This is a genomic window from Halorhabdus salina (assembly GCF_013839425.1).
In the GTDB taxonomy this organism is placed as follows: domain Archaea; phylum Halobacteriota; class Halobacteria; order Halobacteriales; family Haloarculaceae; genus Halorhabdus; species Halorhabdus salina.
The window spans coordinates 199,174-222,319 of record NZ_JACDNP010000002.1 but is presented as its reverse complement, the minus strand read 5'-3'; the positions used below and the strand labels follow the sequence as shown (position 1 = coordinate 222,319).

Annotated in this window: 21 protein-coding genes; 9 read left to right on the top strand and 12 right to left on the bottom strand. The window is 61.7% G+C overall.

Going from position 1 to position 23,146, the window contains the following annotated elements; genetic code table 11:
* Positions 1 to 31: 31 nt before the first annotated feature.
* The 4 genes from HZR20_RS03760 (at position 32) to HZR20_RS03745 (ending at position 2,962) form a co-directional block, all read left to right on the top strand.
* A complete protein-coding gene (locus HZR20_RS03760) occupies positions 32 to 307 on the top strand; it encodes a hypothetical protein (RefSeq protein WP_181685256.1) in 276 nt (91 codons plus the stop codon).
* Positions 308 to 557: 250 nt separating this feature from the next.
* Entirely contained in the window at positions 558 to 1,334 is a 777-nt protein-coding gene (heR, locus tag HZR20_RS03755; RefSeq protein ID WP_181685255.1) for a heliorhodopsin HeR, read from the top strand.
* Positions 1,335 to 1,387: 53 nt separating this feature from the next.
* Positions 1,388 to 2,137 carry a dolichyl-phosphate hexose transferase gene (locus HZR20_RS03750; protein WP_181685254.1) on the top strand — a complete coding sequence of 250 codons (750 nt, stop codon included), beginning with the start codon at positions 1,388 to 1,390 and terminating at the stop codon, positions 2,135 to 2,137.
* 78 nt (positions 2,138 to 2,215) lie between these two features.
* Positions 2,216 to 2,962 (top strand): helix-turn-helix domain-containing protein, encoded by a 747-nt coding sequence (locus HZR20_RS03745; protein WP_181685253.1) that lies wholly within the window; start codon positions 2,216 to 2,218, stop codon positions 2,960 to 2,962.
* Positions 2,963 to 3,061: 99 nt separating this feature from the next.
* On the opposite strand, the gene HZR20_RS03740 is transcribed toward HZR20_RS03745, so the two are convergent.
* From HZR20_RS03740 to HZR20_RS03730, 3 genes are all read right to left on the bottom strand, one after another.
* Positions 3,062 to 3,304 (bottom strand): thioredoxin family protein, encoded by a 243-nt coding sequence (locus HZR20_RS03740; protein ID WP_181685252.1) that lies wholly within the window; start codon positions 3,302 to 3,304, stop codon positions 3,062 to 3,064.
* A gap of 41 nt (positions 3,305 to 3,345) precedes the next feature.
* Positions 3,346 to 4,503, bottom strand: a complete 1,158-nt coding sequence (locus HZR20_RS03735) for a permease (protein ID WP_181685251.1) — start codon at positions 4,501 to 4,503, stop codon at positions 3,346 to 3,348.
* 375 nt (positions 4,504 to 4,878) lie between these two features.
* Positions 4,879 to 5,079 (bottom strand): hypothetical protein, encoded by a 201-nt coding sequence (locus tag HZR20_RS03730; RefSeq protein WP_181685250.1) that lies wholly within the window; start codon positions 5,077 to 5,079, stop codon positions 4,879 to 4,881.
* A gap of 67 nt (positions 5,080 to 5,146) precedes the next feature.
* On the opposite strand from HZR20_RS03730, the gene HZR20_RS03725 reads away from it, so the two are divergent.
* A complete protein-coding gene (locus tag HZR20_RS03725; protein ID WP_181685249.1) occupies positions 5,147 to 7,621 on the top strand; it encodes a heavy metal translocating P-type ATPase in 2,475 nt (824 codons plus the stop codon).
* A gap of 239 nt (positions 7,622 to 7,860) precedes the next feature.
* Positions 7,861 to 8,334 carry a DUF6789 family protein gene (locus HZR20_RS03720; protein ID WP_181685248.1) on the top strand — a complete coding sequence of 158 codons (474 nt, stop codon included), beginning with the start codon at positions 7,861 to 7,863 and terminating at the stop codon, positions 8,332 to 8,334.
* Between the two features lie 70 nt (positions 8,335 to 8,404).
* Here the strand turns inward: HZR20_RS03720 and HZR20_RS03715 are convergent, their stop codons facing one another.
* From HZR20_RS03715 to HZR20_RS03675, 9 genes are all read right to left on the bottom strand, one after another.
* On the bottom strand, positions 8,405 to 8,917 hold the full coding sequence (locus tag HZR20_RS03715) for a helix-turn-helix domain-containing protein (RefSeq protein ID WP_181685247.1): 513 nt from the start codon (positions 8,915 to 8,917) through the stop codon (positions 8,405 to 8,407).
* A 157-nt stretch (positions 8,918 to 9,074) separates the two neighbouring features.
* Positions 9,075 to 10,709, bottom strand: a complete 1,635-nt coding sequence (locus HZR20_RS03710; RefSeq protein WP_181685246.1) for a potassium channel family protein — start codon at positions 10,707 to 10,709, stop codon at positions 9,075 to 9,077.
* 158 nt (positions 10,710 to 10,867) lie between these two features.
* Positions 10,868 to 12,511 carry a PAS domain-containing sensor histidine kinase gene (locus HZR20_RS03705; protein ID WP_181685245.1) on the bottom strand — a complete coding sequence of 548 codons (1,644 nt, stop codon included), beginning with the start codon at positions 12,509 to 12,511 and terminating at the stop codon, positions 10,868 to 10,870.
* 82 nt (positions 12,512 to 12,593) lie between these two features.
* Complete coding sequence (locus tag HZR20_RS03700; RefSeq protein ID WP_181685244.1) at positions 12,594 to 15,263, bottom strand: PAS domain S-box protein; 2,670 nt, start codon at positions 15,261 to 15,263, stop codon at positions 12,594 to 12,596.
* Positions 15,260 to 16,756, bottom strand: coding sequence for an ATP-binding protein (locus HZR20_RS03695; protein ID WP_181685243.1), 1,497 nt, complete (start codon positions 16,754 to 16,756; stop codon positions 15,260 to 15,262). The genes HZR20_RS03700 and HZR20_RS03695 overlap by 4 nt, the downstream gene beginning before the upstream one ends.
* The gene (locus HZR20_RS03690; RefSeq protein ID WP_181685242.1) at positions 16,743 to 18,224 is read right to left on the bottom strand and encodes an ATPase domain-containing protein; all 1,482 of its coding nucleotides are present in this window, start codon (positions 18,222 to 18,224) and stop codon (positions 16,743 to 16,745) included. Before HZR20_RS03690 ends, HZR20_RS03695 begins: the two co-directional genes overlap by 14 nt.
* A gap of 222 nt (positions 18,225 to 18,446) precedes the next feature.
* On the bottom strand, positions 18,447 to 19,082 hold the full coding sequence (thiE, locus tag HZR20_RS03685) for a thiamine phosphate synthase (RefSeq protein ID WP_181685241.1): 636 nt from the start codon (positions 19,080 to 19,082) through the stop codon (positions 18,447 to 18,449).
* A gap of 45 nt (positions 19,083 to 19,127) precedes the next feature.
* On the bottom strand, positions 19,128 to 19,556 hold the full coding sequence (locus HZR20_RS03680; RefSeq protein ID WP_181685240.1) for a GIY-YIG nuclease family protein: 429 nt from the start codon (positions 19,554 to 19,556) through the stop codon (positions 19,128 to 19,130).
* A gap of 246 nt (positions 19,557 to 19,802) precedes the next feature.
* Positions 19,803 to 20,348 (bottom strand): hypothetical protein, encoded by a 546-nt coding sequence (locus tag HZR20_RS03675; RefSeq protein WP_220132637.1) that lies wholly within the window; start codon positions 20,346 to 20,348, stop codon positions 19,803 to 19,805.
* Between the two features lie 442 nt (positions 20,349 to 20,790).
* Here HZR20_RS03675 and HZR20_RS03670 point away from each other — a divergent pair, with 442 nt between their 5' ends.
* From HZR20_RS03670 to HZR20_RS03660, 3 genes are read left to right on the top strand one after another with little or no spacing between them, the layout of a single operon-like run.
* Positions 20,791 to 21,030, top strand: a complete 240-nt coding sequence (locus tag HZR20_RS03670) for a FeoA family protein (protein WP_181685239.1) — start codon at positions 20,791 to 20,793, stop codon at positions 21,028 to 21,030.
* Positions 21,031 to 21,032: 2 nt separating this feature from the next.
* Complete coding sequence (gene feoB, locus HZR20_RS03665; protein WP_181685238.1) at positions 21,033 to 22,934, top strand: ferrous iron transport protein B; 1,902 nt, start codon at positions 21,033 to 21,035, stop codon at positions 22,932 to 22,934.
* Positions 22,934 to 23,122: a hypothetical protein gene (locus HZR20_RS03660; RefSeq protein ID WP_181685237.1), complete on the top strand. Its 189-nt coding sequence runs from the start codon at positions 22,934 to 22,936 to the stop codon at positions 23,120 to 23,122. The genes feoB and HZR20_RS03660 overlap by 1 nt, the downstream gene beginning before the upstream one ends.
* Positions 23,123 to 23,146 lie beyond the last annotated feature (24 nt).

Sequence of the window (23,146 nt, the reverse complement as noted above, 5' to 3'; positions counted from 1 at the left end):
CACCCGATCTGGCGGGACACGACCGGGGATTGTGGCTGGCCCGTGTGAGGACCAACAGACGAGAGAGCCTACACTCGACGTCTGTCTCGGCGAAATACGTCCGGGGGCTCTGCGGGAGCCGTCGGCGATCACCGACGACGTCGAACGTCGTGGTCGCCTCGATATCGGCGGCCGAAGAGCCGATTCGGAGTTCGTATTCGCCGGGTTCGAGACTCGCGCCGCCGCCGACTCGAGTCAGGTGGCCGATCCCGTCACTCAAGCGTTCACGAGCGCGTTCTGCAGCGAGCGTGCCATCGTCGTCGAGTAATTGTGGGCGGTCTTCCGTCAGTGCCTGTGCGGGCAGCGACCCCAGTTGCGCGACTTTTTCAGCGACGGTCATTCGATCGAGCAGGTCCGCGACGCGCTGGTCTGTCGGGAGCGAGACATCGAGATACGGCGGGGCCTCCGTGTCTGTCATACCTGCCTTCTCGACAGCCAGATGCTTTGCTGTTCGGGATACTGTGAGGAACATGGGGGCCCGGGAAAAGAACCTTCATGATCCCCTGAGAAGGACTAATATGGCACCGTCAACACCCAGCGACTGGAACCTCCGGCGGTTCAACGCCGCGATGGCACTGCTTCACTTCCTGCAGGGCGCATTGATGGTGTATCTGAGTACGTCACGGGAGTGGACGATCAATTCCACGTACCTCGAATTTGACACCGCGACTGAAACACTGTCACCCGTCTTGACGTCGATCGGAACGATCGAACTCGCCTATCTGGCCGCCGGATTCCTGTTCATTTCTGCGATCGCCCACGCGCTGATCGCGACCGTGCTCTACGATCGATATGTCGCGTATCTCGACCAGGGGATGAACCCCTACCGCTGGTACGAGTATGCACTCAGCGCCTCGCTGATGATCGTCCTGATCGCGATGCTTGCCGGCGTCTGGGATCTGGGCACCCTGATCGCGCTGTTCGGCCTCGTTGCCGTGATGAACCTCTGTGGGCTACTGATGGAACGGTACAATCGACACACCGAGGAGACCGACTGGAGTGCCTTCATCGTCGGCTCGCTTGCCGGCCTAATCCCCTGGATCGCTATCGCCGTCACCATTGTCGGTACTTACTCCTTCGGGGAGGGGAGTCCACCCGACTTCGTGATTGTCATCTACGTCTCGCTTTTCGTCCTGTTCAACCTCTTCGCGATCAACATGCTTCTCCAGTACAAAGGCGTCTGGAAGTGGCAGGACTATCTCTTCGGTGAGGTCGCCTACATCGTGTTGAGTCTGGTCGCGAAGTCACTGCTGGCCTGGCAGGTCTACTTTGGCGCACTGAACTCGCCAGTGTGATTTTCTTTAGGCCAACCTAAAGCCTCAAGTGTCCGTGGACGAACGGGTGGCTAATGAGTGACGACAGGACTGGCGGGGACGGCTACACCTTTGGGGACGTCAGCGTCGTGATGGGGACGTACAACGAGCGCGAGGCGATCGCCACCGTGCTTGCGGATATCGACGCGGTGACCGACGAGCAGGCCGAAGTGGTCTGCATCGACAGTTCGAGCGACGGGACGGCAGATGTCGCCCGCGAGCACGGCGCGCGCGTGATCGAGCAGGAGCCACAGGGCTACGGCGTGGCCGTCCACGAGGCGATCACGACCCCCGACCGGCCAGTGATCGTCACGACCGACTGTGACGACACCTACCCGATGGAGCGCCTCCCGGACTTTCTGGACGCTATCAACGACGGCTACGACGTGGTCAGCGGTGACCGACTCTCGGGCGGGGCCGAGACGATGCCATGGTTCAACCGCCAGGGGAATCACGCCTTTGCGTGGCTGGCAAGCGCGCTGGTCGGCGAACGTGTCCACGACACGACCACGGGCATGCGAGCCTATCGTCGCGAGGTGATCGAGGCTATCGAGTGGACGGAAAACACCGGCCTCTCGGCGGAGTTGTTGGTCAGACCGTTGTTGCGGGGCTACCGCGTCACGGAGATCCCGATCGAGTACCGCGAGCGCGTCGGCGAGACGACACTGAATCCCGTGACTGGCGGGGCGGCGATCGCCAAGTCGGTCGTATCGGTCTCCCTCGCCGAGCGCTTCGGTCGCGGCTCGTCGACCGAACGGCCCGGCCCGAACCGGGCGACGGAGTGACCGCGGTCGGGACAGCAGACGACGGCAGCAATACATCTCGCCGGAGGGCGTTTATTCGGCGAGCGAGAACGGCACTCAATGCGTGAACTCGTCTTTGCCCTGGAATACGATCCAGGGTGTAATGCCGTCGCGGACACGCTTGCCCAGCATCCTGACGCACACATTCGGTCGCTGTCGCTGCACGCAACCAACGAGCGCCTCTGGCGGGTCGACCACGCCAGTGGGTCGCCTGACGCCCTCGACGCCATCGAGGACGCTTTTAAGTCGACGGACTACTACGCCGACTGCCTGGCGACTGACGACTGCGGAGCGACCCAGACGACGGACGTTCTCGACCGGAACGACGAGACGCTCGTGCTCTATTCGTACTGGGAGCGTGGCCCGGTCTGTGTTTCCGTCCCCCACCTCGCGCTGGATCACCTCGGTGACGGCCTGCTGTTCGATACGCGCCACGAGGGTCGCCATTATACCTGGCGGATTATCCACTCGGGGACCGGCGACGTGGGGGCCTTTTTCGACGCGCTGGAGGATGCGGTCGGTGACTGTGCCGAAATGGAGATGCTCCGGACCGGGACGACGGCCGAACCCGGGGCTGGCGTAGCCGAGGAATCGATGAGTCTCTCGGCCGAACAGGCCGCGGCGCTCCGGGCTGCTGTCGAACACGGCCACTACGAGCATCCGCGCGAGGTGGATGTCGCTGAACTGGCCACCCATCTCGACGTGCCCCGATCGACGCTGACGTATCGATTGCGACGTGCCGAGGAGCACCTTGCGAAAGCATACGTTGCCGATGAGACTCATCCGGACGCGTCTCCGACTGAATGAGGGCGGATCGCGTGGGGGTCCACTCACGGCAGCTAGATCTGACCCAGTGTTTCTGGTGGACCTGAGCGAACGGGGGCGATACCGACTCGGTCGCGTGTCCTACGCGGACTGGAATACGTCGACGAGTCGATCGACGTCCGGGATGTCGCCCTCGATCTGGACATCGCCATCGACGGCGACGGCGGGCGTGTGCATCACGCCGCGGTCGATGATTTCCATCTGTGCTTCGACTTTCTCGACGGTCGCATCGAACTCGCCACCGAGTTCATCGAGTGCTTTGTTGACGTTCTGTTCGGTCTTCTTACATCTGGCACAGCCAGGGCCGATGACTTCGATTTTCATAGGTTGTCGTGTGGATTGCGTGTTGGTTTGGTATCGATTCCTCAGACGAGCAGGCCCCAGATCAGGCCCGCGATGGTGGCTGCGACGGCGACGAGGCTGACATACAGCGCTGTTCGCTTTGCACCCATGGTTTTCCAGATCACGAGCATGTTCGGCAGCGACAGCGACGGGCCCGCAAGCAACAATGCGAGCGCGGGGCCCTCGGCCATCAGGCCGTTGGTGTAGCCAAACAGCGACCCGATGATCGGCACCTCAAGCAGCGTTGGCATGTACAAGATCGCGCCGATGACCGATCCGAGGCCGGTCGAGAGGACGGTCGTCTCGCCGAAGATCCCCTGAGTGAGTAGACCCGGGGCGACTTTGTGGGCGACGAACGTCTCGCCGCCCCGCGTGAGCATCTCTAGAGGCCCCATACCCTGGGCAATGGCCGCAATCGCGCCAATGAGGCCGATGACGAACGTCCCCGCGATCAACAGCGGGAAGATCGTCTTCGTGAAGAACCACGTCTCTTCGAGCCACTCGTCGATCGTCTCGCGATCGAACTCAGCCCAGAGGAGATAGCCGAGGACGCCAAACAGCGGCGCGAGCAGCGGCGCTTTGACTGCCCAGGTGAGCAGTCCCGTCGCGGCGATCAACAGGATCGCGACCTGGCTCCCGAAGAAGCCCCCCGTCACCCACAGTGGACGCTCGCGCTCTGTGATGTGTCCGCCGTCGGTCATGACAGGCTGTGCCTCGGCGCTCTCTTCTCCCTCGCTCTCCCCGAAGACCAGCGCCATCGTCAGGCCGATCACGCCGGCCATCGTCACCGCGAAGAAGGCCCGCGCACCGCCCAGCGGGAGGCTGAGGGCACTCGCGGTGAACACGACGGCGAGCACGTTGATCGCCGGGCCCGAGAACAGGAAGGCCGTCGCGGGGCCGATCCCCGCACCCTTCTTGTAGAGGCCGGCGAACATCGGCAAGATTGTGCAGCTACACACCGCCAGCGCGATGCCCGAAACCGAGGCGATCGAGTACGCCTGGATCTTCGGGGCATCCGCGCTCAGGTACTTCTTCACGAAGTGATCCGACAACACGGCCGAGATCCCGCCAGCGATGAAGAAAGCCGGCACCAGGCACGTGATGACGTGCAGCGTCAGGTACGACAACATCTCGTCGGTTCCGGCCCGGAGTAACTGGATGAGGAGTTCGACGACGGTCACTGACTCACCACCATTTCAAATGTATCTAAAACGCAGACGGATATATGTGTGTTGGTTTCAAAGATGATTGAAACGGTATCGGTGGTGGACGAGGCGGCATCACCTGGCCCCGAACCGAAGAACCGCGATTTCATCTGATCCGACGGCGATGGTCCCATCGCGGCAGCACTCACGACAGCCGGACGCGTTCGGCGACCGCCTGGACGCTCTCGTGATCCGCCCGGGAGCAGGCGATGACCCGGACATCCGAGAGTGTCGCCGGATCGTCTCGATCGATCGCGCAAGCGTCTCCAACTCTTCGAGACGCGTCTGGACGTCTTTGGGCTCGTCGAACGCCGAGTCCGCTATGAGTTCCTCGACGCGCTCGCCCAGCCGCTACAGCGTCTCGCTGTCGAACTCGTGTTTGGGTCTTCGGGGGTTGAACTCTCCGTCGCCGTGGTCTAGCCACCACGTGTACGCGTCGTGGTTGCCCTCGCCAACCGCCCACTCGTTGGTGAGGACGTTGCCCTCGCGGAACCACTCCTGGCTCTTGCCTTTCGCCTTCGCCCAGCGGTCGAGTCTCTCACGGACTTTCAACGCGGTAGGCCATCGTTTGGAATATTCCAACTAAGGCTTATCGAACTGTCTCCCCTATCAGGAGATAATGAACGATGCCGAGTCTGTGGGGCGACCGACCGCTGGAGAGGCCGCCACCGGACAGGCGGTTGCCGCCGAGTCAGCTGGCACAGTTACGGCTCGACTTGCCGTCCCGGAGATGGACTGTCCGTCGTGTGTGAGCAAAGTTGACGAGAGCCTCGAGCGCGTCGCGGGCGTCACCGAAGTGTCTCTCTCCCCCACCAAGGGGACTGCGACAGTGACGTTCGATCCCGAGCAAACCACCGAAGCCGACGTGATCGCGGCCATCGAGAGCGCAGGGTACGAAGTCCTCGACGACGGTCACGAGGACGACGAGACGGTCACCGGCGGCCCTGACGTTGCCCCGCCGACGGAGGTCTGGACGAGTCCGCGGGCGATCAAGACTTGGATCGGCGCAGTCGTTTTGGCGCTTGGGCTGGCCATCGAATTTATCGTTACCGGGGGCAACGTCGAAATCGCCGCTGTTCTGGACTATCCGATTGCTGTCGCTGATGGACTCTTCCTCGTCGCAATCGTCGTCAGCGGTGCGCCTGTCGTCCGCGGCGGGATCTATTCGGCGCGCAACCGGAGCCTCGATATCGACCTGCTGATGGGCGTGGCCATTCTCGCAGCGACGGGGATCGGCTACTTCGTCGAGGCGGCCACCCTGGCCGTCCTGTTCAGCATCGCCGAGCTCCTCGAAGACTACGCGATGGACCGGGCGCGGGATTCCCTGCGGGAGTTGATGGAACTATCGCCCGACGAGGCGAGAGTCAGGCGGGAGGCCGGAGCGACCGGCGGGAACGAGGCCTCCGAACGAGCGAGCGGTGAAACCGCGAGCAGAGACGGTGAAGAAGTAACCATCCCCGCCGAGGACGTCGAGATCGGTGAGACAGTACTGGTCCGGCCCGGCGAAAAGATCCCCTTGGACGGCACCGTCATCGAGGGCGAGAGTGCGGTCGACGAGTCGCCGATTACCGGCGAGAGTATGCCCGTCGAGAAGCGCGAGGGCGACGAGGTGTTCGCGGGGTCGATCACCGCCGAGGGCTACCTGGAGGTCGAGGTCACCTCGACGGCTGGCGACTCGACGCTCGCCCGGATCATCGAACTGGTCCAGGGGGCAGAGGAGAATCGGACCGACAAAGAGCAGTTCGTCGACCGTTTCGCCGGCTACTATACCCCCGTAGTCGTCGTGCTGGCGATGTTAACTGCGGCCGTCCCACCCCTTCTGATCGCCGGCAGTGCAACGCTCGGAATCGGGGGTTTCGAAGTCGTCCTTCCCGGCGGTTGGCGACCCTGGTTCGTCCGCGGGCTGACGCTGCTGGTGATCGCCTGCCCGTGTGCGTTCGTCATCTCGACGCCTGTCTCGGTCGTTTCGGGGATCACCAGCGCCGCGAAGAACGGCGTCCTGATCAAGGGCGGCAACCACCTCGAAGCGATGGGCGAGGTTGACGCCGTCGCGCTGGACAAGACCGGCACGCTCACGAAAGGCGAACTCACGGTCACGGACGTCATTCCGATCGGTGATCGCGACGAGAGTGACCTACTCCGGAACGCCGCGGCCCTGGAACGCCGGAGCGAACACCCGATCGCATCGGCGATCCGCGAGCGGGCAGCCGGGGCGGGAATCGACCCGCCCGAGCCGAGCGACTTCGAGAGTCTGACCGGCAAGGGCGTTCGCGCCGAAGTTGCGGGCGAGACTGCCTACGCGGGCACCCCGGCGCTGTTCGGGGAGCTGGGACTCGATCTCGCTGCACTCGGATTCGACGCGGGGGTCGACGAGCCCCAGACTGACGGCGGTAGTCTCCAGGGCCGGCCGCCGGAGGAATCGGTCGCCGAGCGGGTCGCCAGCCTCGAAGACGAAGGCAAGACGATCGTTGTCCTCGGCACCGCCGGCGAGGTGTGGGGCCTACTCGCGATCGCCGACGAGGTACGACCGGGTGCCCGCCGGGTAGTCCAGCGTCTGCACGAACTCGGTGTCGGCGAGGTCGTCATGCTGACGGGGGACAACGAGGGTACGGCCCGGGCCATCGCCGCGGCGGTCGGCGTCGATGACTACCGCGCCGAACTCCTTCCCGAAGAGAAGGTCGCGGCGATCGAGGCGCTACAGGACGAGTACGGCGAGGTGGCGATGGTCGGCGACGGGATCAACGACGCGCCGGCGCTGGCGACCGCCGACGTCAGCGTCGCCATGGGGGCCGCGGGAACGGATACCGCCTTAGAGACCGCCGACATCGCGCTTCTGGGCGACGACATTGGGAAGCTGCCTTATCTGTACTCGCTGTCGAACCGGGCCGTCGGCGTGATCAGACAGAACATCTGGACGAGCCTGGGCGTGAAGGCCCTCCTTGCGGTCGGCGTCCCGCTGGGGTACGTCAGTGTCGCGATCGCGGTCGTCGTCGGCGACATGGGCATGAGTCTCGGCGTGACGGGCAACGCGATGCGACTGGCTCGGATCGAACCCGACACGGAAGACACTGCCGTGGGCGGCGACACTACGTGACAATTGATTAAATATTAACGCGGTCAAAAGCTATCGAGGGCCGCGCTCTGACAGACCGAACGGAGACCCCTTTTGATGCCCGTTTCGTCGATAGATGACGAAACTGCAAGGGACGCGTTGCTCTGTTGGGGAGACACTCCGTTGCGATAGAGGGGTAGTACATAATCGTTTCGGGGTTGTGACCTGCTATCCCACACCCTCCTCTCGAATATCATTCCCGAACACCTGTGGTACCATGTATGTCAACGACAACTGAATCAGCAGCACAGACCCGGGATTATCCCGGAAACTGGCGGGCAGGCGTAGCTGGTGGCATCTTCGGCGCGATCCTGATGGGGGGACTGATACTCCTCATGAACGCACCGACGCTCAAGGTCGCAATTCCATCGCTGTATACGCTCACACCACCCCCGAACGCCGGGATCGGTCTCGTCGTGCACATTTCCCATGGGGCAGCCCTCGGAGTCGTTTTCGCGGCCGTTATCGGCTTCCTCGACACCAATTCGACGGCGGCGACTGTCGGTGCCGGAGCGGTCTGGGGAATCGTCACCTGGATCGGACTGGCGGCGCTGCTGATGCCTGTCTGGCTCACCGCGGTTGGTTCACCTGCTTCGCCCCCGTTCCCGAACTTCGCGACCCCGTCTCTGTTGTGGCATCTGGTCTATGGCCTCGGACTCGGTGTCGTCTACACACTCACGGCAGACGAAATCTAACCCCGTCCGGTTGTAGATTCATTTCGCACACTCGGCTCTCCGGACAGTATTTTGGTGTGCCACTCGGGCCCTATTGCTCTCTGAAAATCTCCCAGGTTGCGTCCATATCCGCGGCGGCAATCGATTCGACTTTCTCCTGTCTGAGTGTTGCAAACTGCTCGATAGCTTCTCCGACCCACGTCAGAAACACGGCGGTCAACCGCTCTCGAACCGTTTCCGGCGGTAGCGGTCGGTATACGTACACGTGCCCGCCTTGTTTGAGAATGCGTCGCTCGCGGTCTATCACACCGATCTCAGTGAGGTGTCTGAGATGTTCGGCAACGACACTCCGCTCGTGGTCTATTTGCTCTGCGAGTTCCCGGACGGTCATGTCTCCGCCCTCCATAATGCAGAGGCAGACTTCGAGTTCCGTCTCGGAAATATCGAAGACAAGGAATAAGAGTTCTTCCAGTGTCGGAGCGGCGACAGCGTCAGTCCTCTCGCGTCGGTCCATCTGCTGTTCACAGCACTGTACTGGACCGTTCCCGATGGCGACATTCCCGCAGGTCCCACACTCACGTACCTCGGCGGGCTGGCCGTTCATATTGTGTACTGCTGTCGGACCGTAAGGAAGATTGGGGTGGGTCCATTGCCATCACGGTCGTCGTTGCCGACATGGGAATGAGCCTCGGCGTCACGGGCAACGCGATGCGACTGGCCAGGATCGAACCCAACGGCGATCGTGCCGAGGACGGCTGAGATCAGCCGAACTGCTCGTTGAACGCGGCGATCCCGTCGTCGGTGCCCGCGATGACGAGTTCGTCACCCTCCTCGATGCGAGCGTTCGACCCCACGTCCGTCAGCACAGCCCCGTCCCGTTCGATCCCGACGACGGTACAGCCCGTCTCCGAGCGGACACGTGCCTCACCCAGCCGTTGCCCAACGAGACCGAGCGCCGGCGTGCGGACAACCTGGATCTGTGCCTCCAGTGAGAGGACTGCCTCGTCTTCGAGGATCGCCGAGGCGATCATCCGGCCGCTGACAGTCGCCAGCGCGAGGACGTAATCCGCACCGGCACGATACATCTTCTGGATGCTCCGTGACTCCTCGACGCGGGCGACGATCTCGGTGTCCGGACTCTGGTCTCTGATCACGAGCGTTGCGAACTCGGTCGTCGTATCGTCCGGGAGTGCGAGGATAACCGAGCGGGCGTCCTCGACGCCCGCCGCCCGCAGCGTCTCCGGGTCTGTGGCGTCACCGACGTGATCGACGCCCTCCATATCGACGGTGTCGACAACCGTGTATGGAACGCCGGCGTCCGCAAGGGACTCGGTGATCGTCTGCCCCACTTCGCCGTACCCGACGACGATCGTCTCCCCGTACCCGAAGGTCCGGACATCAGCGAGTGTCAGTTCCCTGAGTTCGTTGATGTCGCGTTCGTGGCCGGAGACCAGGAGCACTGTCCCGTTGGTCAGCGGCGCCTCGGGATCGGGCGGCGTCTGGAACTCGCCGTCGAACCACACGCCCAGGACGTTGACGCCGGTCTGTTCGCGGAGCCCGCTCTCGGCGAGCGTCGTCCCGACCAGCGGGCTGCCCCGCTGGAGCGGTAGTTCCACGATCTCGAAGTCCTCACCGATCTCGATGGCGTCACCCAGGTCGGTGTCGAGGCTGGTTGTCACCTTCGCGGCCAGGCTCTCCCCGAGCAGCGGCCGCGGGGACAGGACCTCGTCGGCGCCGGCCAGGCGGTGATACGGCCGGCTGTCCGGTTGCTCGAGGACGCTGATGATCGGCACGTCCTCGGCCACTTCGCCAGCCGCCAGGACGATGCTGGCGTCGACCTCGTCGGAGACATCCGCCACCAGCGCCCGCGCGTCGGCCAGGTTCGCCGCGGTGAGGCCGGTTGCCGTCTCCGGGTCTGCGTTGACAACGTGATACCCTTCCTCGGAGAGGGCGATCGCCTGCTCGCGATCCGGTTCGAGGATGAGATAGGGGACGTCCCAGGAATCGAGTTCGTCGATCAGCGCTTCGGCACGGGACGTGTACGTACAGATGATGACGTGATCGGCGAACCCGTCGGGGGCGCTCTCGGGCACGGTCGTCTCCAGCAGTTCCTCCAGTAGCGGGATCGCGAGCACCGGCAGGGCGGTGATGAGCAAAATGACGCCGGTAAGGTCCATGAAGATGACGAACCCGTTCATCACCGGGGTATGCCAGGGGGAGTCCGACCCATAGCCGGTCGTGGTGAACGTCTCGACGACGATCTGCAGCGACCTCAAGAAGGTTTTCGACTCCCCTTCGAAGACGGCCATTCCGCGCTGATAGAAGACGGCGAAGACGAGGATGACAACCGCCAGGATGAACGCGTACCCGACGGTTCGGCGCTGCCAGGGTTTCATGCAGAGAGCAACCCGCTGGAAGGCCAAGAAACCACCGTGGCCGGCTGAGCAGCTGGCCGACAGCGCTCGGTCGCCCAGGAGCGCCGGCCACCAGTCACTCGGTCGCCCAGGAGCGCCGGCCACCAGTCACTCGGTCGCCCAGGAGCGCCGGCCACCAGTCACTCGGTCGCCGGGTCGGCAGCAGACTCTCGGCCTGGCGCCCGGAGTCGGACAGTGACGACGCTGCCACGAGGGTCGTTCTCGTCGACGGTGAGCGTCCCATCCGAGTACTGCACGATCAAGTGCACCAGCCACAGGCCGATGCCCCGGCCGTGATACAGCGGCTCGATGTCGTGCTCGCCGGTGAGGACGTTTCGCTCCATCTCGGGGATCCCCGGGCCGTCGTCCGCAATGCTGATCTCGACGACGCCGTCGGCCGTTTCGATCGCGACCTGTATCGACGGCGTCTCCCGGTCGGAATGAGTGACAGCGTTTTCGAGCAGTTCCTCGATCGCCCGGCCGAGATGTGCCACCGCGACGACCGGCTGGGAGGCCGGGCAATCGAGAGTCAGATCGACGTTTGGGTGGCGCTCACACAGGTCGGTAACGGCGCTCTCGACGACGGTGACCGCGTCACGTTCGACGGTTGGCCGGGACTCGGCCAGGAAGGTCGTAATCTCGCGTTCCTTGGCAGTGGTGGCCTGGAGTTTCTCGCCGGTCTGGATGATGCGCTCGGCGCCCCATCGGGGGTCGTCGGTCTCTCCGTCTGCAATCGTTTCGGCGTTGCCCAGGATGACCGTCAGCGCATTGTTGAGATTGTGCCGCAGGACCCGATCAATCGTCCGGATCTGTGTCATTCGTGCCTGGCGATCGGACACGTCTCTGATGAGGGCGATGAAGCCGGCGATCTCCCCGTTTTCGTCCCGGCGATAGAAGATGTTCGTCTCTCCCGGGAACACCTGGCCGGACTGCTTCTCGTAGCGAATCGTCTCGACGAACGTCGGGTCCTCGGCGTGTTTGTCCAGCGAGTCACCGATCGCGTCGAACGCCGACTCGCTCTCGTAGAGGAACTCGGTCGACTTCCCCTCCATCTCGGCGAGTGTGTAGCCGAACAACTCGGTGAACGCCCGGTTACAGTCGACGATCCGGCGGTCGGGGTCGGCGACCAGAATGGCGTCTCTGATGCTGTCGAACAGGGACTCGTAGCGCTGTCTGCTCCGGCGGAGGTCCTCGACCATCTCCGTGCGTTTGGTGACGTCGCGAGCGATCGCGATCCGATAGATCTGGTCGTCGATATCGACTGTTGTGGCTGATATCTCGACCGAGAACGTGGTCCCGTCGGCCCGCACGTGTGTTGTCTCATAGTAGTCAAGCGTCTCACCCTCAGCCGACTCCATGAACTTCTCGAACGCTGTCGCGTCCTCGAATTCGGGATTTATCTCGGCGACGGACATCCCGATCAGCGTCGAGCGCTCGTAGCCAAGTGCCTCGCAGGCCGAGGCATTGACGTCCTCGATGATCCCCGTCTCCGGATCGATGACGAACACGCTGTCAGTGGCTTCATCGACCAGTCGGCGAAACAGCGTTGCCTCGTGTTCGCGCTCGCGTATCTCTACCGTCCCACGAGCCATGACGATCCCAAAGATAAGGAAGACGAGCAGTATCAACACCCGGATGTACAGTTCGTGGGCTGGGACATCGGTCACGAGCAGCGCCAAGAACGGTTCGTCGTAGAAAAAGAGAGCGTCGATAGCCGCATCGGCCACCCAGAGACCAAGCCCGAGGGCAGCGGCGACGGGCACAACCGTCCGGGACCGTTGCATGTTTCGTGGTATCGATCGACAGGGCCTTAACTGATCGGGCAGGTTCCGAGTGACACGCCCGAGTTCAGTGCTCGAGTGCCATTCATGCCGTCTCTTCGACTGGGAATTGAAGTTCCACAATACTTCCCTCCGGGTCGTTCTCTTCGAAGTCGAGTCGGCCGCCGGACTGGGTAACGATGTGTTTGACCAGCCAGAGCCCCAGTCCGGTCCCGTGGAGGAGTGGCGTGATATCGCGCTCACCGAGCAACACACTCCGCTCCATCTCGGGAATGCCGGGCCCGTGATCTTTGACTCGTATTGCTACCGAGTCAGCGTTGTCTTTGACGGTCACCGTCGCGTGCGGGGGCTCCCGGGTTTGATGTTTGATGGCGTTTTCCACCAGTTCGTAGATCGCTGCTTCGATCTCTGAGATTGCCTGTACAGTCACGGTCTCTGCCCCCTCAATGTGGACCTCACTGTCGGGATATTCCTCGCGTATCGAGGCGCGTATTCGTTCGAGAATGGGCAATAGGTCTATCGTCTGTGCGTGCTGGGGATCCGTCAGTAATTCGACGATCCGGCGCTCATTATGTGACAGATCAACGAGGTCACGGCCAGTATCGAGGATTCGCTGTGTGGCTTGCTCGTGATCCGCCTGGGGATTTTCCTGGATCCACTCGGCATTTCCCAGCACCACATTCATATTATTTCGAATATTGTGCCGAAGCACGCGGTCGAACACGCGAAGGTTATTTTCACGCTCATTTAGATCTGTCACGTCCCGACAGATAGCCACGGTGCCATCCAGCGACCCGTCGGTATCGTAATGCGGGTACCGGGTCGTCTTGAACACGCGTTCGCTCTTCTCCGGGAACGTCGTTCTGAGGTTGTACGTGTGGGGTCGTTCCGTATCGAGCACCCGCTGCTTCTGTTCGGCCACGATCCGTGCGGCATCGTCGTCCATGAAGGCGAACTCGTCATCCCCGAGCAAGGCGTCTCGCGGTTGATCCGCGTACTCGGCGACGGCGTCGTTGATAACCTGAAAAGCCCCATCACGATCCTGAAACATGACCGGGTCGTCGAGGCTTTGGACGATCTCGGCGAACAGCTCCCGTTCGGCCTCCGTCTCTCGTGCGTGCAGGAACAGCCCGATGTCGTCACCGAGATCGTCCAGCAATGCCATCTCTTCATCTCGGGGGTGTTCACCAGGCGGGAAGTGAACCGTCAAAATCCCGTACGATTCGCCCGCATGCGACAGTTCGACAGCGTAGCCCTCGTGTGCCGGTGCATCCTCGACATGCTGGTTAAAGCGTGAGCCAGTCACGTCGTCGATGTGCAACGCCCCATTCTCGGTCACCGCCTGGACGTACGCCGCGGTGTGGAACGATTCCACGGACTGGTGGTCCAGGTCCGAGTCCGTCTCGCAGCTGAAGGCTATCGATTGGGACTGGCGTTCCGAAAGGAACGTACACGCGAAGAGATCGCTGTCCGCGAGCCTCTCCATGATACGCGATAGAACCTCGGTTTTCCCGTCTTTCGAGACTAACAGCTGATTGACCTCGGAGAGAATCCGCCGGTATTCCGAGAGGCGCTCGATCCGAGCGAGTTGTTCTTCGCGCTCGGTGATGTCCCGCAGTGCCGCGACGACGCCCGTGATCTCGTCCCCTGACTCCTCACGCAAGGGGTAATAGTGAACGTCGAGGATCCGTGTTTCCCCATCGGTTGTTGTCTGTTCGCGCTCATATTGGAGCGATTCACCCGCCAAAACTCGCTCGAAGCGCGGGTCGATCTCCGAGTAGCTGTCCTCCCCAACAATATCACGGACGTGACGACCGCGGAGTTCCTCGTTCGGTTCTCCGACGAACTCGCGGTAGCGCTCGTTCGCGAACAGGATCTGTCGGTCCCGATCTATTGCTTTCAACATGTCCGTCGATTCTTCGACCGCGGCCTCGTATCGTTCGAGTTCGCGCTCTCGCTGTAGCCGGTCCGAGACATCCCGGATCAAGCCAATAAAGCCCTGGATCGTTCCGTCCCGATCCTGCAGATAGAAGACGCCAGTTTCGCCGGGAAAGACTGCCCCCGATTTCGTCTCATAGGAGACTATCTTCCTGAACGCAGGGTCACCGATGTAATTCTCGATCGCCTCGCCCATCTCCGCGAATTCAGCCTTGCTTTCGTAGACCGTGTGGGTGGGCTTCCCTTCGATTTCGGCGAGCGAGTAGCCGAACAGATCGGTAAACGCCTGGTTACAATCGACGATGGTTCGATCGGTATCGGAAACGAGAATAGCGTCGTTCACACTCTCGAACAGCGCCCGATAGCGGCGGCCCTCGGTTTGGGCCTCGATCGACTGGTTTCGGAGGCGGAGGAGGGCACGCACACGCCATTCTAACTCCTGTTGTTTGATCGGCAGGCTCGCGATTTCGTCGACTGAGGCCGGTGTGACCGTATCGATGAGTTGTTGCTGTTCGAATTCGATGAGGCTTTCATCGTACTCCGGGACTAACAACAGGTACGGAACGATAATCGGTTCGGCCTCCTCCTTGATACGCCCAAGCTCCTGACGATACTCCTGTAGTGCCCCTTTATCGAGAATACAGACGTCAAAATCGATCTCTGCCAGATCCTCCTCGAATGGAACACACGCCAGGGTTTCACGGGAGTCTATCCACGCGGCAAGCTGCTCGCGGTTGCCCGGATCCGACACGAGCGGCAGTACCCGAGGGGACTCCCGAATGGTCGTCTCAAACAGATCGCTCTCGCTCTCAGTCATTGGTCACCTGCGTTTCTCTCGATCGTGGGGAATGCAACGATGAAAACACTGCCCCGGGGCTCGTTTGCCTCGATCCGAACCGAACCATCGTACATCTCGGTCAGCTTATCGACTAAATACAGCCCCATCCCGGTGCCCTCGCTGTCTAAGCCTTTGACGTCACTATCGAAGAGGTCCTCCCGTCGCTCCGACGGAATGCCAGGGCCATTGTCCGCGATCTGAATACGAACTGAGCCGTCGCGTTCTTCCGCCTTAAGGGAAACTGTCGGCTCGTCCGAATCGTTGTGCTGGATGGCGTTGTTGATCAGGTTCCGAAAGACGGCCGAGAGCATCTCGTTGGCGTTGACAAAAGCGTCCGGCAGGTCCCCATCCACCGAAATCGTCGCGTGCTCGAACGTCTCCCGTCGTGTTTCGATGACGTGTCTGAGAAGCGGTTCGACCTCGACTGGTTCGAGGGAAGGCTCCGAATCCCCAAAGATCCCTTCGACGATCGTCTTGGCAACGTCAGTCAGCTCGACGACGTGTTCGCCAGCCGTCATTACTTTCTCCAGCATCGCCTCGCCCTCGTTGTCAACATGGGGCTCGACGAACTCCGTCCAGGCGAGCACTACGTGCATATCGTTTCGAATGTCGTGGCGCAACACCCGGTTGAGCAGGTCGAGTTGGGTCCGTTGCTCCTCGAGTTTGTCCGCGAGTTCGCGCAAGTCAGTAATCTCGTGACTTATCGCCACCAACCGTTGGACATCGCCGTTCGGGCCCGTGAGCGGTGCGATCGCCTGATCGACGATATATCGCGTGCCATCCTTGCGTTCGTTGGTCAGTTCGCCAGTCCAGATATCCCCGGACAGGACCGTTTCCCAGAGCTCTTCGAAAAAGGACTCGTCGTGGACGCCCGAATTCAGAATCCGTGGGTTCTCACCGAGCACCTCTTCGGCTGTATAGCCCGAGTGGTGTTCGAAGCCCTGGTTTACGTACTTGATTGTCCCCGCTGTATCCGTGATCATCACCCCATGGCCGGGGTGTTGGTCCAGGATCGTGTAGAGCTGTTCGTGTTTTGCATGCAACTGGGCCGCCTGTGTTCGGGCCCGCAGCACGGAATCGAGTCGCTGTCTGAGTTCGAATTGGGAGAGTGGCATCCCGAGCAGTTCGTCAACGAGCGGTTCGAGCTCCTGGTACTCAGTCTGCAGGGCGCGAAATATCGCTTCTGCTCGTTGGTCCGGGACGAGCAACACGACCGGGAGTGGAATCTGTGACTCGTGTTTTCGCTCTCGGAGTGTCTCCTGGTTGTCGAGGAGTGTCTGCCAATCCATAATACAACAATCGGACTCACCGCAGTGAATATCAGCCGGCGCGACCTCGTAGTCAGCTTGTTCTTCGAGCCAGTTTTTGAGTTGTCGGCGATCCCCGTCGCTCACCGTTTGGACCAGGACGGTGCCAACGCTCCCCTTTCGCTCCGGGAGCACGTCGAACGGGGATGTCTCAGTCCCCGTCATGGGCGCGGGCGTCGGATTGTGTTTCCTGTAACTGTGGTGTCCCCGTGAGGATGCCCTGCATGTTCTCCAGCGGTTCGCCCACCCGAAGCCCATACTGCGTGATTTCGAACTCGCGGAGACTCCGTTGGAAGTCGCCCGTCCGCATCTTCAACACGCCGATGACCTTGCCGAGTTCGCTCTCGGCTTCGACGTAGCGCAAAAACATGATGTTGTCCGCGAGGTTACTCACCGACTCTTCGGTGACGCGGAACTCGCCGGTGATGTTGGTGACTTCGTTCGTGATGAACGTCGAGACGCCCGCCGCTCGAAGATATCGCACGATCCGGAGCAAGACGTCTTCCGGGTCGGTTGTGAACCCACGCAGATTTCGTTTGAAGCCCTCCAACCCATCGAGCAGGACGATACTCACTCCGTCTTCTTCGACGGCGGCTTTGACCCGCGACGTGAACTCGTTTGCCGAGTACTCGTTGGGGGCGATCTCTTCGATGGCCAGGGTCCCCCGGTCCAGCATGTCGTCGATGGGAATGCTGATCGCACGCGAGCGTTGGCGGACGGTGCGGGGCGACTCCTCGAAGGAATACATCACACTCTGCTCGCCACGGCCGGCCGCCTCCTTGATGAACTGCAACGCCGTCGTGGTTTTGCCCGCGCCCGTGGGGCCACTGACGAACGTGACGGTGCCGGGGTCGAGTCCACCTTTGAGGAGTTCGTCCAGTTCGGGGATGCCCGCGGTGAGTTTCCGCACGGACTCCTCGCTAGTCTGGACCCGCTCGCTTTCCGGAGCGAGTTTCGGGTAGACGGTGATCCCCTCGTCCGTGATCTCGTAGGAATGGATGCCGGGCTGGTAGGATGAGCCACGGAACTTCGAGACGAACAGCGTCGAGTGGTCGATCTGGGTGTCCAGATTGATCACCGTATCCGTCAGGAACTGGAGGTCATCGTCAGAGAGCGAGTCCGAGGCCTGGGAGGTGAATACCACTGTCGCCCCACTCGCCCGGAGGAAATCGAGCAATCCCAAAATGTGCTTCCGGAACTGGCGTTCGTCGGTCGTCAGATAGCGGAATTCCGTGATCGGGTCGAGCAGTACGCGATCAGGGTCGAGGTCCTCGACGGTGCTGCGAAGTTCATCGATGAACGAGGGTTGCTCGACTTCAGCGTTCGAAAAGACCGAATAGTTCTCTCCTTCGGCGAAATCGTCGTGTGACGGCGAGAGGTCGAGGACATGGATCTCTGCTGGGTTGAGATCGAACGCTTCGAGCGTCTCAGTGACGTACTCGCCCGGCTCTCCGAGGTTGACGTAGAGTGACGTCTCCCCGGCGTCGACACCCGCTGAGAGGAAATGCAAGCCGAAAATCGTCTTGCCTGCCCCTGGCGGGCCTCGAACCAGGGCATTGTGGGTTTTCCGGAACCCACCACAGAGGATTTCGTCCAACCCTGGGATGCCAGTCGAGGCCCTGTCTGTACCCATACTTAGTCTAGGAGCGTTGCGGTGATAAATCATGTGTTAAATAATACCAACCATACTGTGTTAGTTCAGATCTCGCCGCCGTCCTCGTAGAATCCAGCCCTCCAAGAAAACGTGTGTAGAGCTGGTGGGTGTCTCGTTCTCGATAGGCAGAGCGATCGATCGGAATACGGAGAACCGTAATTCGATGAGTGTCGTGCTCTCGGATGCGGACGTCTCGACCGTCTAGTCTGCGTCTGCGACGACGGTCGCGAGGTCCCGCGTCGCGGCTGCCGGATCGTCGGCACCCGTGATTTCGGTGATAACGGCGACGCCGTCGGCACCCGCTTCGATCACCGCGCCCGCGTTCTCGGCGGTGATGCCGCCGATCCCAACGACCGGGATGTCGACGGCATCGACGATCTCGGCCACCCGGTCCGTTCCGATGGCGTATTCTTCGTCGTCGATATCGTCCTTCGAGCCGGTGGCGTAGATCGCCCCGACGCCAAGGTAGTCCGCGCCCGCTGCCGCCGCCTCGCGGGCGGCCTCGACGAAGCTCACCGATCGGCCGATGATCGCGTCCTCGCCGAGGAGTTGGCGGGCCTCCGGGACGGGCAGGTCCTCGTCGCCGAGATGGACGCCGTCCGCTTCGAGGGCGAGCGCCAGATCCACGCGGTCGTTGACGATGAACGTGACGCCTGCCTTGCGGGTGATTTCCCGGATCTCCTGGCCCATCTCGTAGCGCTCTCGTGCGCTTACGTCCTTTTCCCGGAGCTGGACCACGTCGACGCTGCCGTCGATAGCGTTCGCGACGACTTCGGGGGTGGTTCGGTCGCCCGACAGCGATTCCTGCGTGACGAGATAGACGTCCCAGTCAGTCATGGGCGTGGGTTGGTCGTTCGGCAGTGAGTGCATTGCGGTCGATCGTCACGCCTGACGAGCCGCCTCGTGAGCATGTTCGACCACCTGACGGAGGTCCTCCACCTCGGGCGCGTACACGAGATGTGTATTGCAGTCACAATCTGACGCCCCGATCCCCTCGATCGGTTCGCATTCGTCGGCGAGCGTCCGGGCGACAGGACACTCGACGTCCGCGTCTGGCGTCTTCACGATGTCGGCGATCCGCGTCGCGTCGTAGCCGAGTAGGTAATCGACGTGCCAGTGGCGGGTGTCTCGTTCGCCCGCCGCGAGTTCGCGATGGCGGTCGATCCGTGAGAATCCGCCCGCGCCGAACGCGCTGCCGGTGTAGGCGTACCCACCGGGATCGAGGGCGCGCTCGCCGGCCGCACCGAAGGTGATCGTCGCGTCCGTTTCGAGCGCAATCACGAGCGTGTATGTTCCTTCACCGTCGGTCATCGACCGGACTCCGCGTCGAGCGGGGAAAGCCCCGACGGTTGACTCCCAGGTCCACGCTGTCCACCCAGAGAAAGGCTTCGCACGGACTCTCTCCAATTCTTGTCACGGCTTGCGTGACGGATGAGATGGACGTCTCTTGCACTGACAGTGGGTCCATATTGGAGTCGGTGGAGCGATCAGTACAGATAGCAACGTACCACTTCTGGCTCGATGGCCAGCCGGAACACAGTGAAACTGTGACACAGATCAACTGTCCGGATTCATCCCCAATCGTTCCTTCACGATGGTGAACTTGTCCGTGAGTTCCCGATGGACGTCCTCGTCTCCAATAGACGGTTCAGAGTGCTCGATGAAGTACTCCATCTTCTCGATCAGGTTCTTTCGTAGTTCCTCCGACCCCTCCAAATCGTAGTAATCACTGTTATCGAGGATATCCACAGCTTTCACGACGACCGCAGGCCGTCCAAGTTCGAAGCATCTTTCATAGATATCGTAGTGTTGTTCGAGATAGTCGTCGATACTCTCGTCGAAACTAGTGGCTGCCACAATATTTCCAACGTCGTCTCCGAACTCCGAGCGAATCTCAACAGCAGTCACATCCGTATCCTCTATTAGATCGTAGAGGAAGCCGGAGATAACAATGGGCTTCTCGTATCCTCTGTCGTAAAGATCCATCCCGACTCGTGTACTATGGAGTATCACCGGTTTCGGATTATTCCCCGACGTTTCGAACGAATGGACTAAATACTGAATCGCTCGTTCGATTTCTTCATCTTCTTCAGTGCCTCTCATCCGTACGAGTTGGGAGAAGATACGCTAAAATGTTCTTTTTGAGTCGGCCTGTACGAATGGAGTATGCTGACGATCCGACGGTCTCGAGGCCACTCTTCGTCCATGTGAGGGAAGCTTCCTTGTTCTAACAGCTGATTCAGCTACCTCCACCTGCATAGAACACAAGGAGCATGTTGAATACACTCTCTCTATTTGCACTGCCTGCCGTAGCGATATCCAGTCCAATACGTTTCGGCCTCGGTTGCACCGGAGTGGATCAGCTGTCTACCTCTCTGACACCTGTCCGCCAATGCCAGGACCCACGATACCACCACGTCTCCGGTTACATCGAGAAATAGGTCGGCCTAAACCATCACGTTTGTCCACATCTGTTTTCAACGAGTGGGAACTCCCACATTCTCTTTTTGGTTAACCTAGCTTACACCTACTTAGGTGAGACTAAATGAGTGAAGTACTGGCCGACGTGGGGTCGGGCGAGTCCGTCCAGTTAGTGGACGTCCCGGACGAGAACACCCGGGCACGGCTGTTGCGCCTGGGGTTCCTGGATGGGAGCGTGGAGTGTCGCCACCACATTCGGAAAGGGCCGGTCATCGTTCGGCACAACGGGACCGAACTCGCACTAGGGGCCGCTCTTGCCGAGGAGATCGAGATCGAACGGCCCACCGCGGAGGCCAGTGACTGACCATGGACGGGTGTCACGACGCTGGCTGTGATGCGAGCGAGATCGACGCCGATTCGACGCTGGCGCTGGTCGGTTGTCCGAACGTCGGCAAGAGCGTCGTCTTCGGCGAACTCGCCGAGCAGTACGTCGACGTCTCCAATTACCCCGGCACGACCGTCGACACCACACTCGCCGAGTTTGGCGATTACCAGCTAACGGATACGCCAGGCGTCTACGGCATCTCCGCGTTCGACGAGGAGGAACGGGTCACCCGCGAAATCGTCCTCGAAGCCGACGCCGTGGTCAACGTCGTCGACGCGACCCACCTCGATCGGGACCTCTTCCTGACGCTCCAGCTACTCGATATGGGAATCCCGACCGTCGTCGCGCTGAACATGATGGACGAGGCAGAGGCGGGTGGGATCGACGTCGACGTCGAGGCGCTGGAAGAAGCCCTGGGCGTCCCGGTCGTCCCGACGGTCGCGATCGACGGCGAGGGTTTCGACGAACTCCGGGAGCGAGTCCCTGAGGCGACCGCCCCCGAATCAACCGACATCGAAGCGTACTACGAGGAACTCCCCGACGAACTCGAGGCGAGTCGCCGGGAGAAGACGCTCCTGGTCGAGGGCGACGAGGACCTCGCACGGGAAGCCGACGTCGGCGGCGTGATGGCCGACGGTGGCTCGCCGGCCCTGGTCGACCCCGGATTGCGCGAGGAAGTGTACGGACAGCGTCGCTCGCGCGTGCAGTCGATCGTCGACTCGGTCCAGAACGTGACCCGGACCGACGAGTCGATCGGCGACCGACTCAGCGATCTCATGATCAACCCACTGACCGGGACGCCGATTGCACTGGCGGTCCTGGGGCTGATCTACTACTTCATCGGCGATCTGGTCGCCCAGCGGTTGGTCGACAAACTCGAAGGGGAGATCCTGGCGGCTCACTACATCCCGGCCGTCGAATCGTTCGTCGGCGGCCTGTTGCCCGAAGCGGGCTGGATCGAGCCCATCGAGTTTCTGCTTATCAATGACAATCTCGGCTTGCTGACGGTCACCGTCCAGTACATCGTCGGGACGCTGCTCCCGCTCGTGATCGCGTTCTATCTCGCGATCGGCGTCCTCGAGGACTCGGGCGTCCTGCCGCGACTGGCCGTCCTGACCGACCGCGGACTCAACCGCATCGGCCTGAACGGCCGGGCGGTCGTCCCGATGATCGTCGGCGTTGGCTGTGTCACGATGGCGGTCATCACCACCCGGATGGTCGGCTCGAAGCGCGAACGGACCATCTCGACGGCACTGCTCGGGTTGGGGATCCCCTGTTCGGCCCAGCTTGGCGTCATCATGGGCCTGATGGCTGGCCTCGGGTTGATATACTGGTTCGGCTATCTCGGCATCCTCCTGGTCGTCCTCGGCGTCGCCGGTGTCTTCCTCGATCGGACGCTGCCCGGCGAGAGCGAGGCGCTGGTGACCGAACTCCCGCGGATGCGCATCCCCCGGCCCGGGAACATCCTGCGGAAGACGTACAACCGGGCGAAGATGTTCCTCCGGGAGGCAATTCCCCTGTTCGCCGTGACGGCCCTGGCGATCTCCGCGCTGGATTACGTCGGCGGGCTGGCCGCGATCCAGGACGGGCTCCGACCGCTGACCTCGCTGGTCGGCATGCCCACGGACTTCGGACAGATTCTCGTCCTCGGCCTCATTCGGCGGGACTTCGCCGCCGCCGGCATGACCGATATGGCACTCTCCAGTGCGCAGGTGTTCATCGGCCTCGTCGTGATCACGCTGTTCGTCCCTTGCATCCTCGCGATGGTGATGATCCTCAAGGAACGGGATGCAAAGAGCGCGATCCTGATGTGGCTGGGCTCGTGGGTCGTCGCCTTCGGCGTCGGTGGTCTGCTCGCGGCCGCCTTCGGGGTGATTGCCTGATGGAGTGTCCGACCTGTGACTACGAGTTCGACCCTGCGGCGGCCGGGATGCAGTGCCCGCGGTGTGGCGCGTCGATGAGTTGCTCGACGGCGACCTGTGCGGAGTGTGACGCCTGTGAGGGGCTGCTCGAACAGTTGCGCCGGACGGCGAGCGATCGACTGCGCGCGGACGGTGGCGATCGCGAGTAGCTGATCGCGCCACCCCAGCGTCTT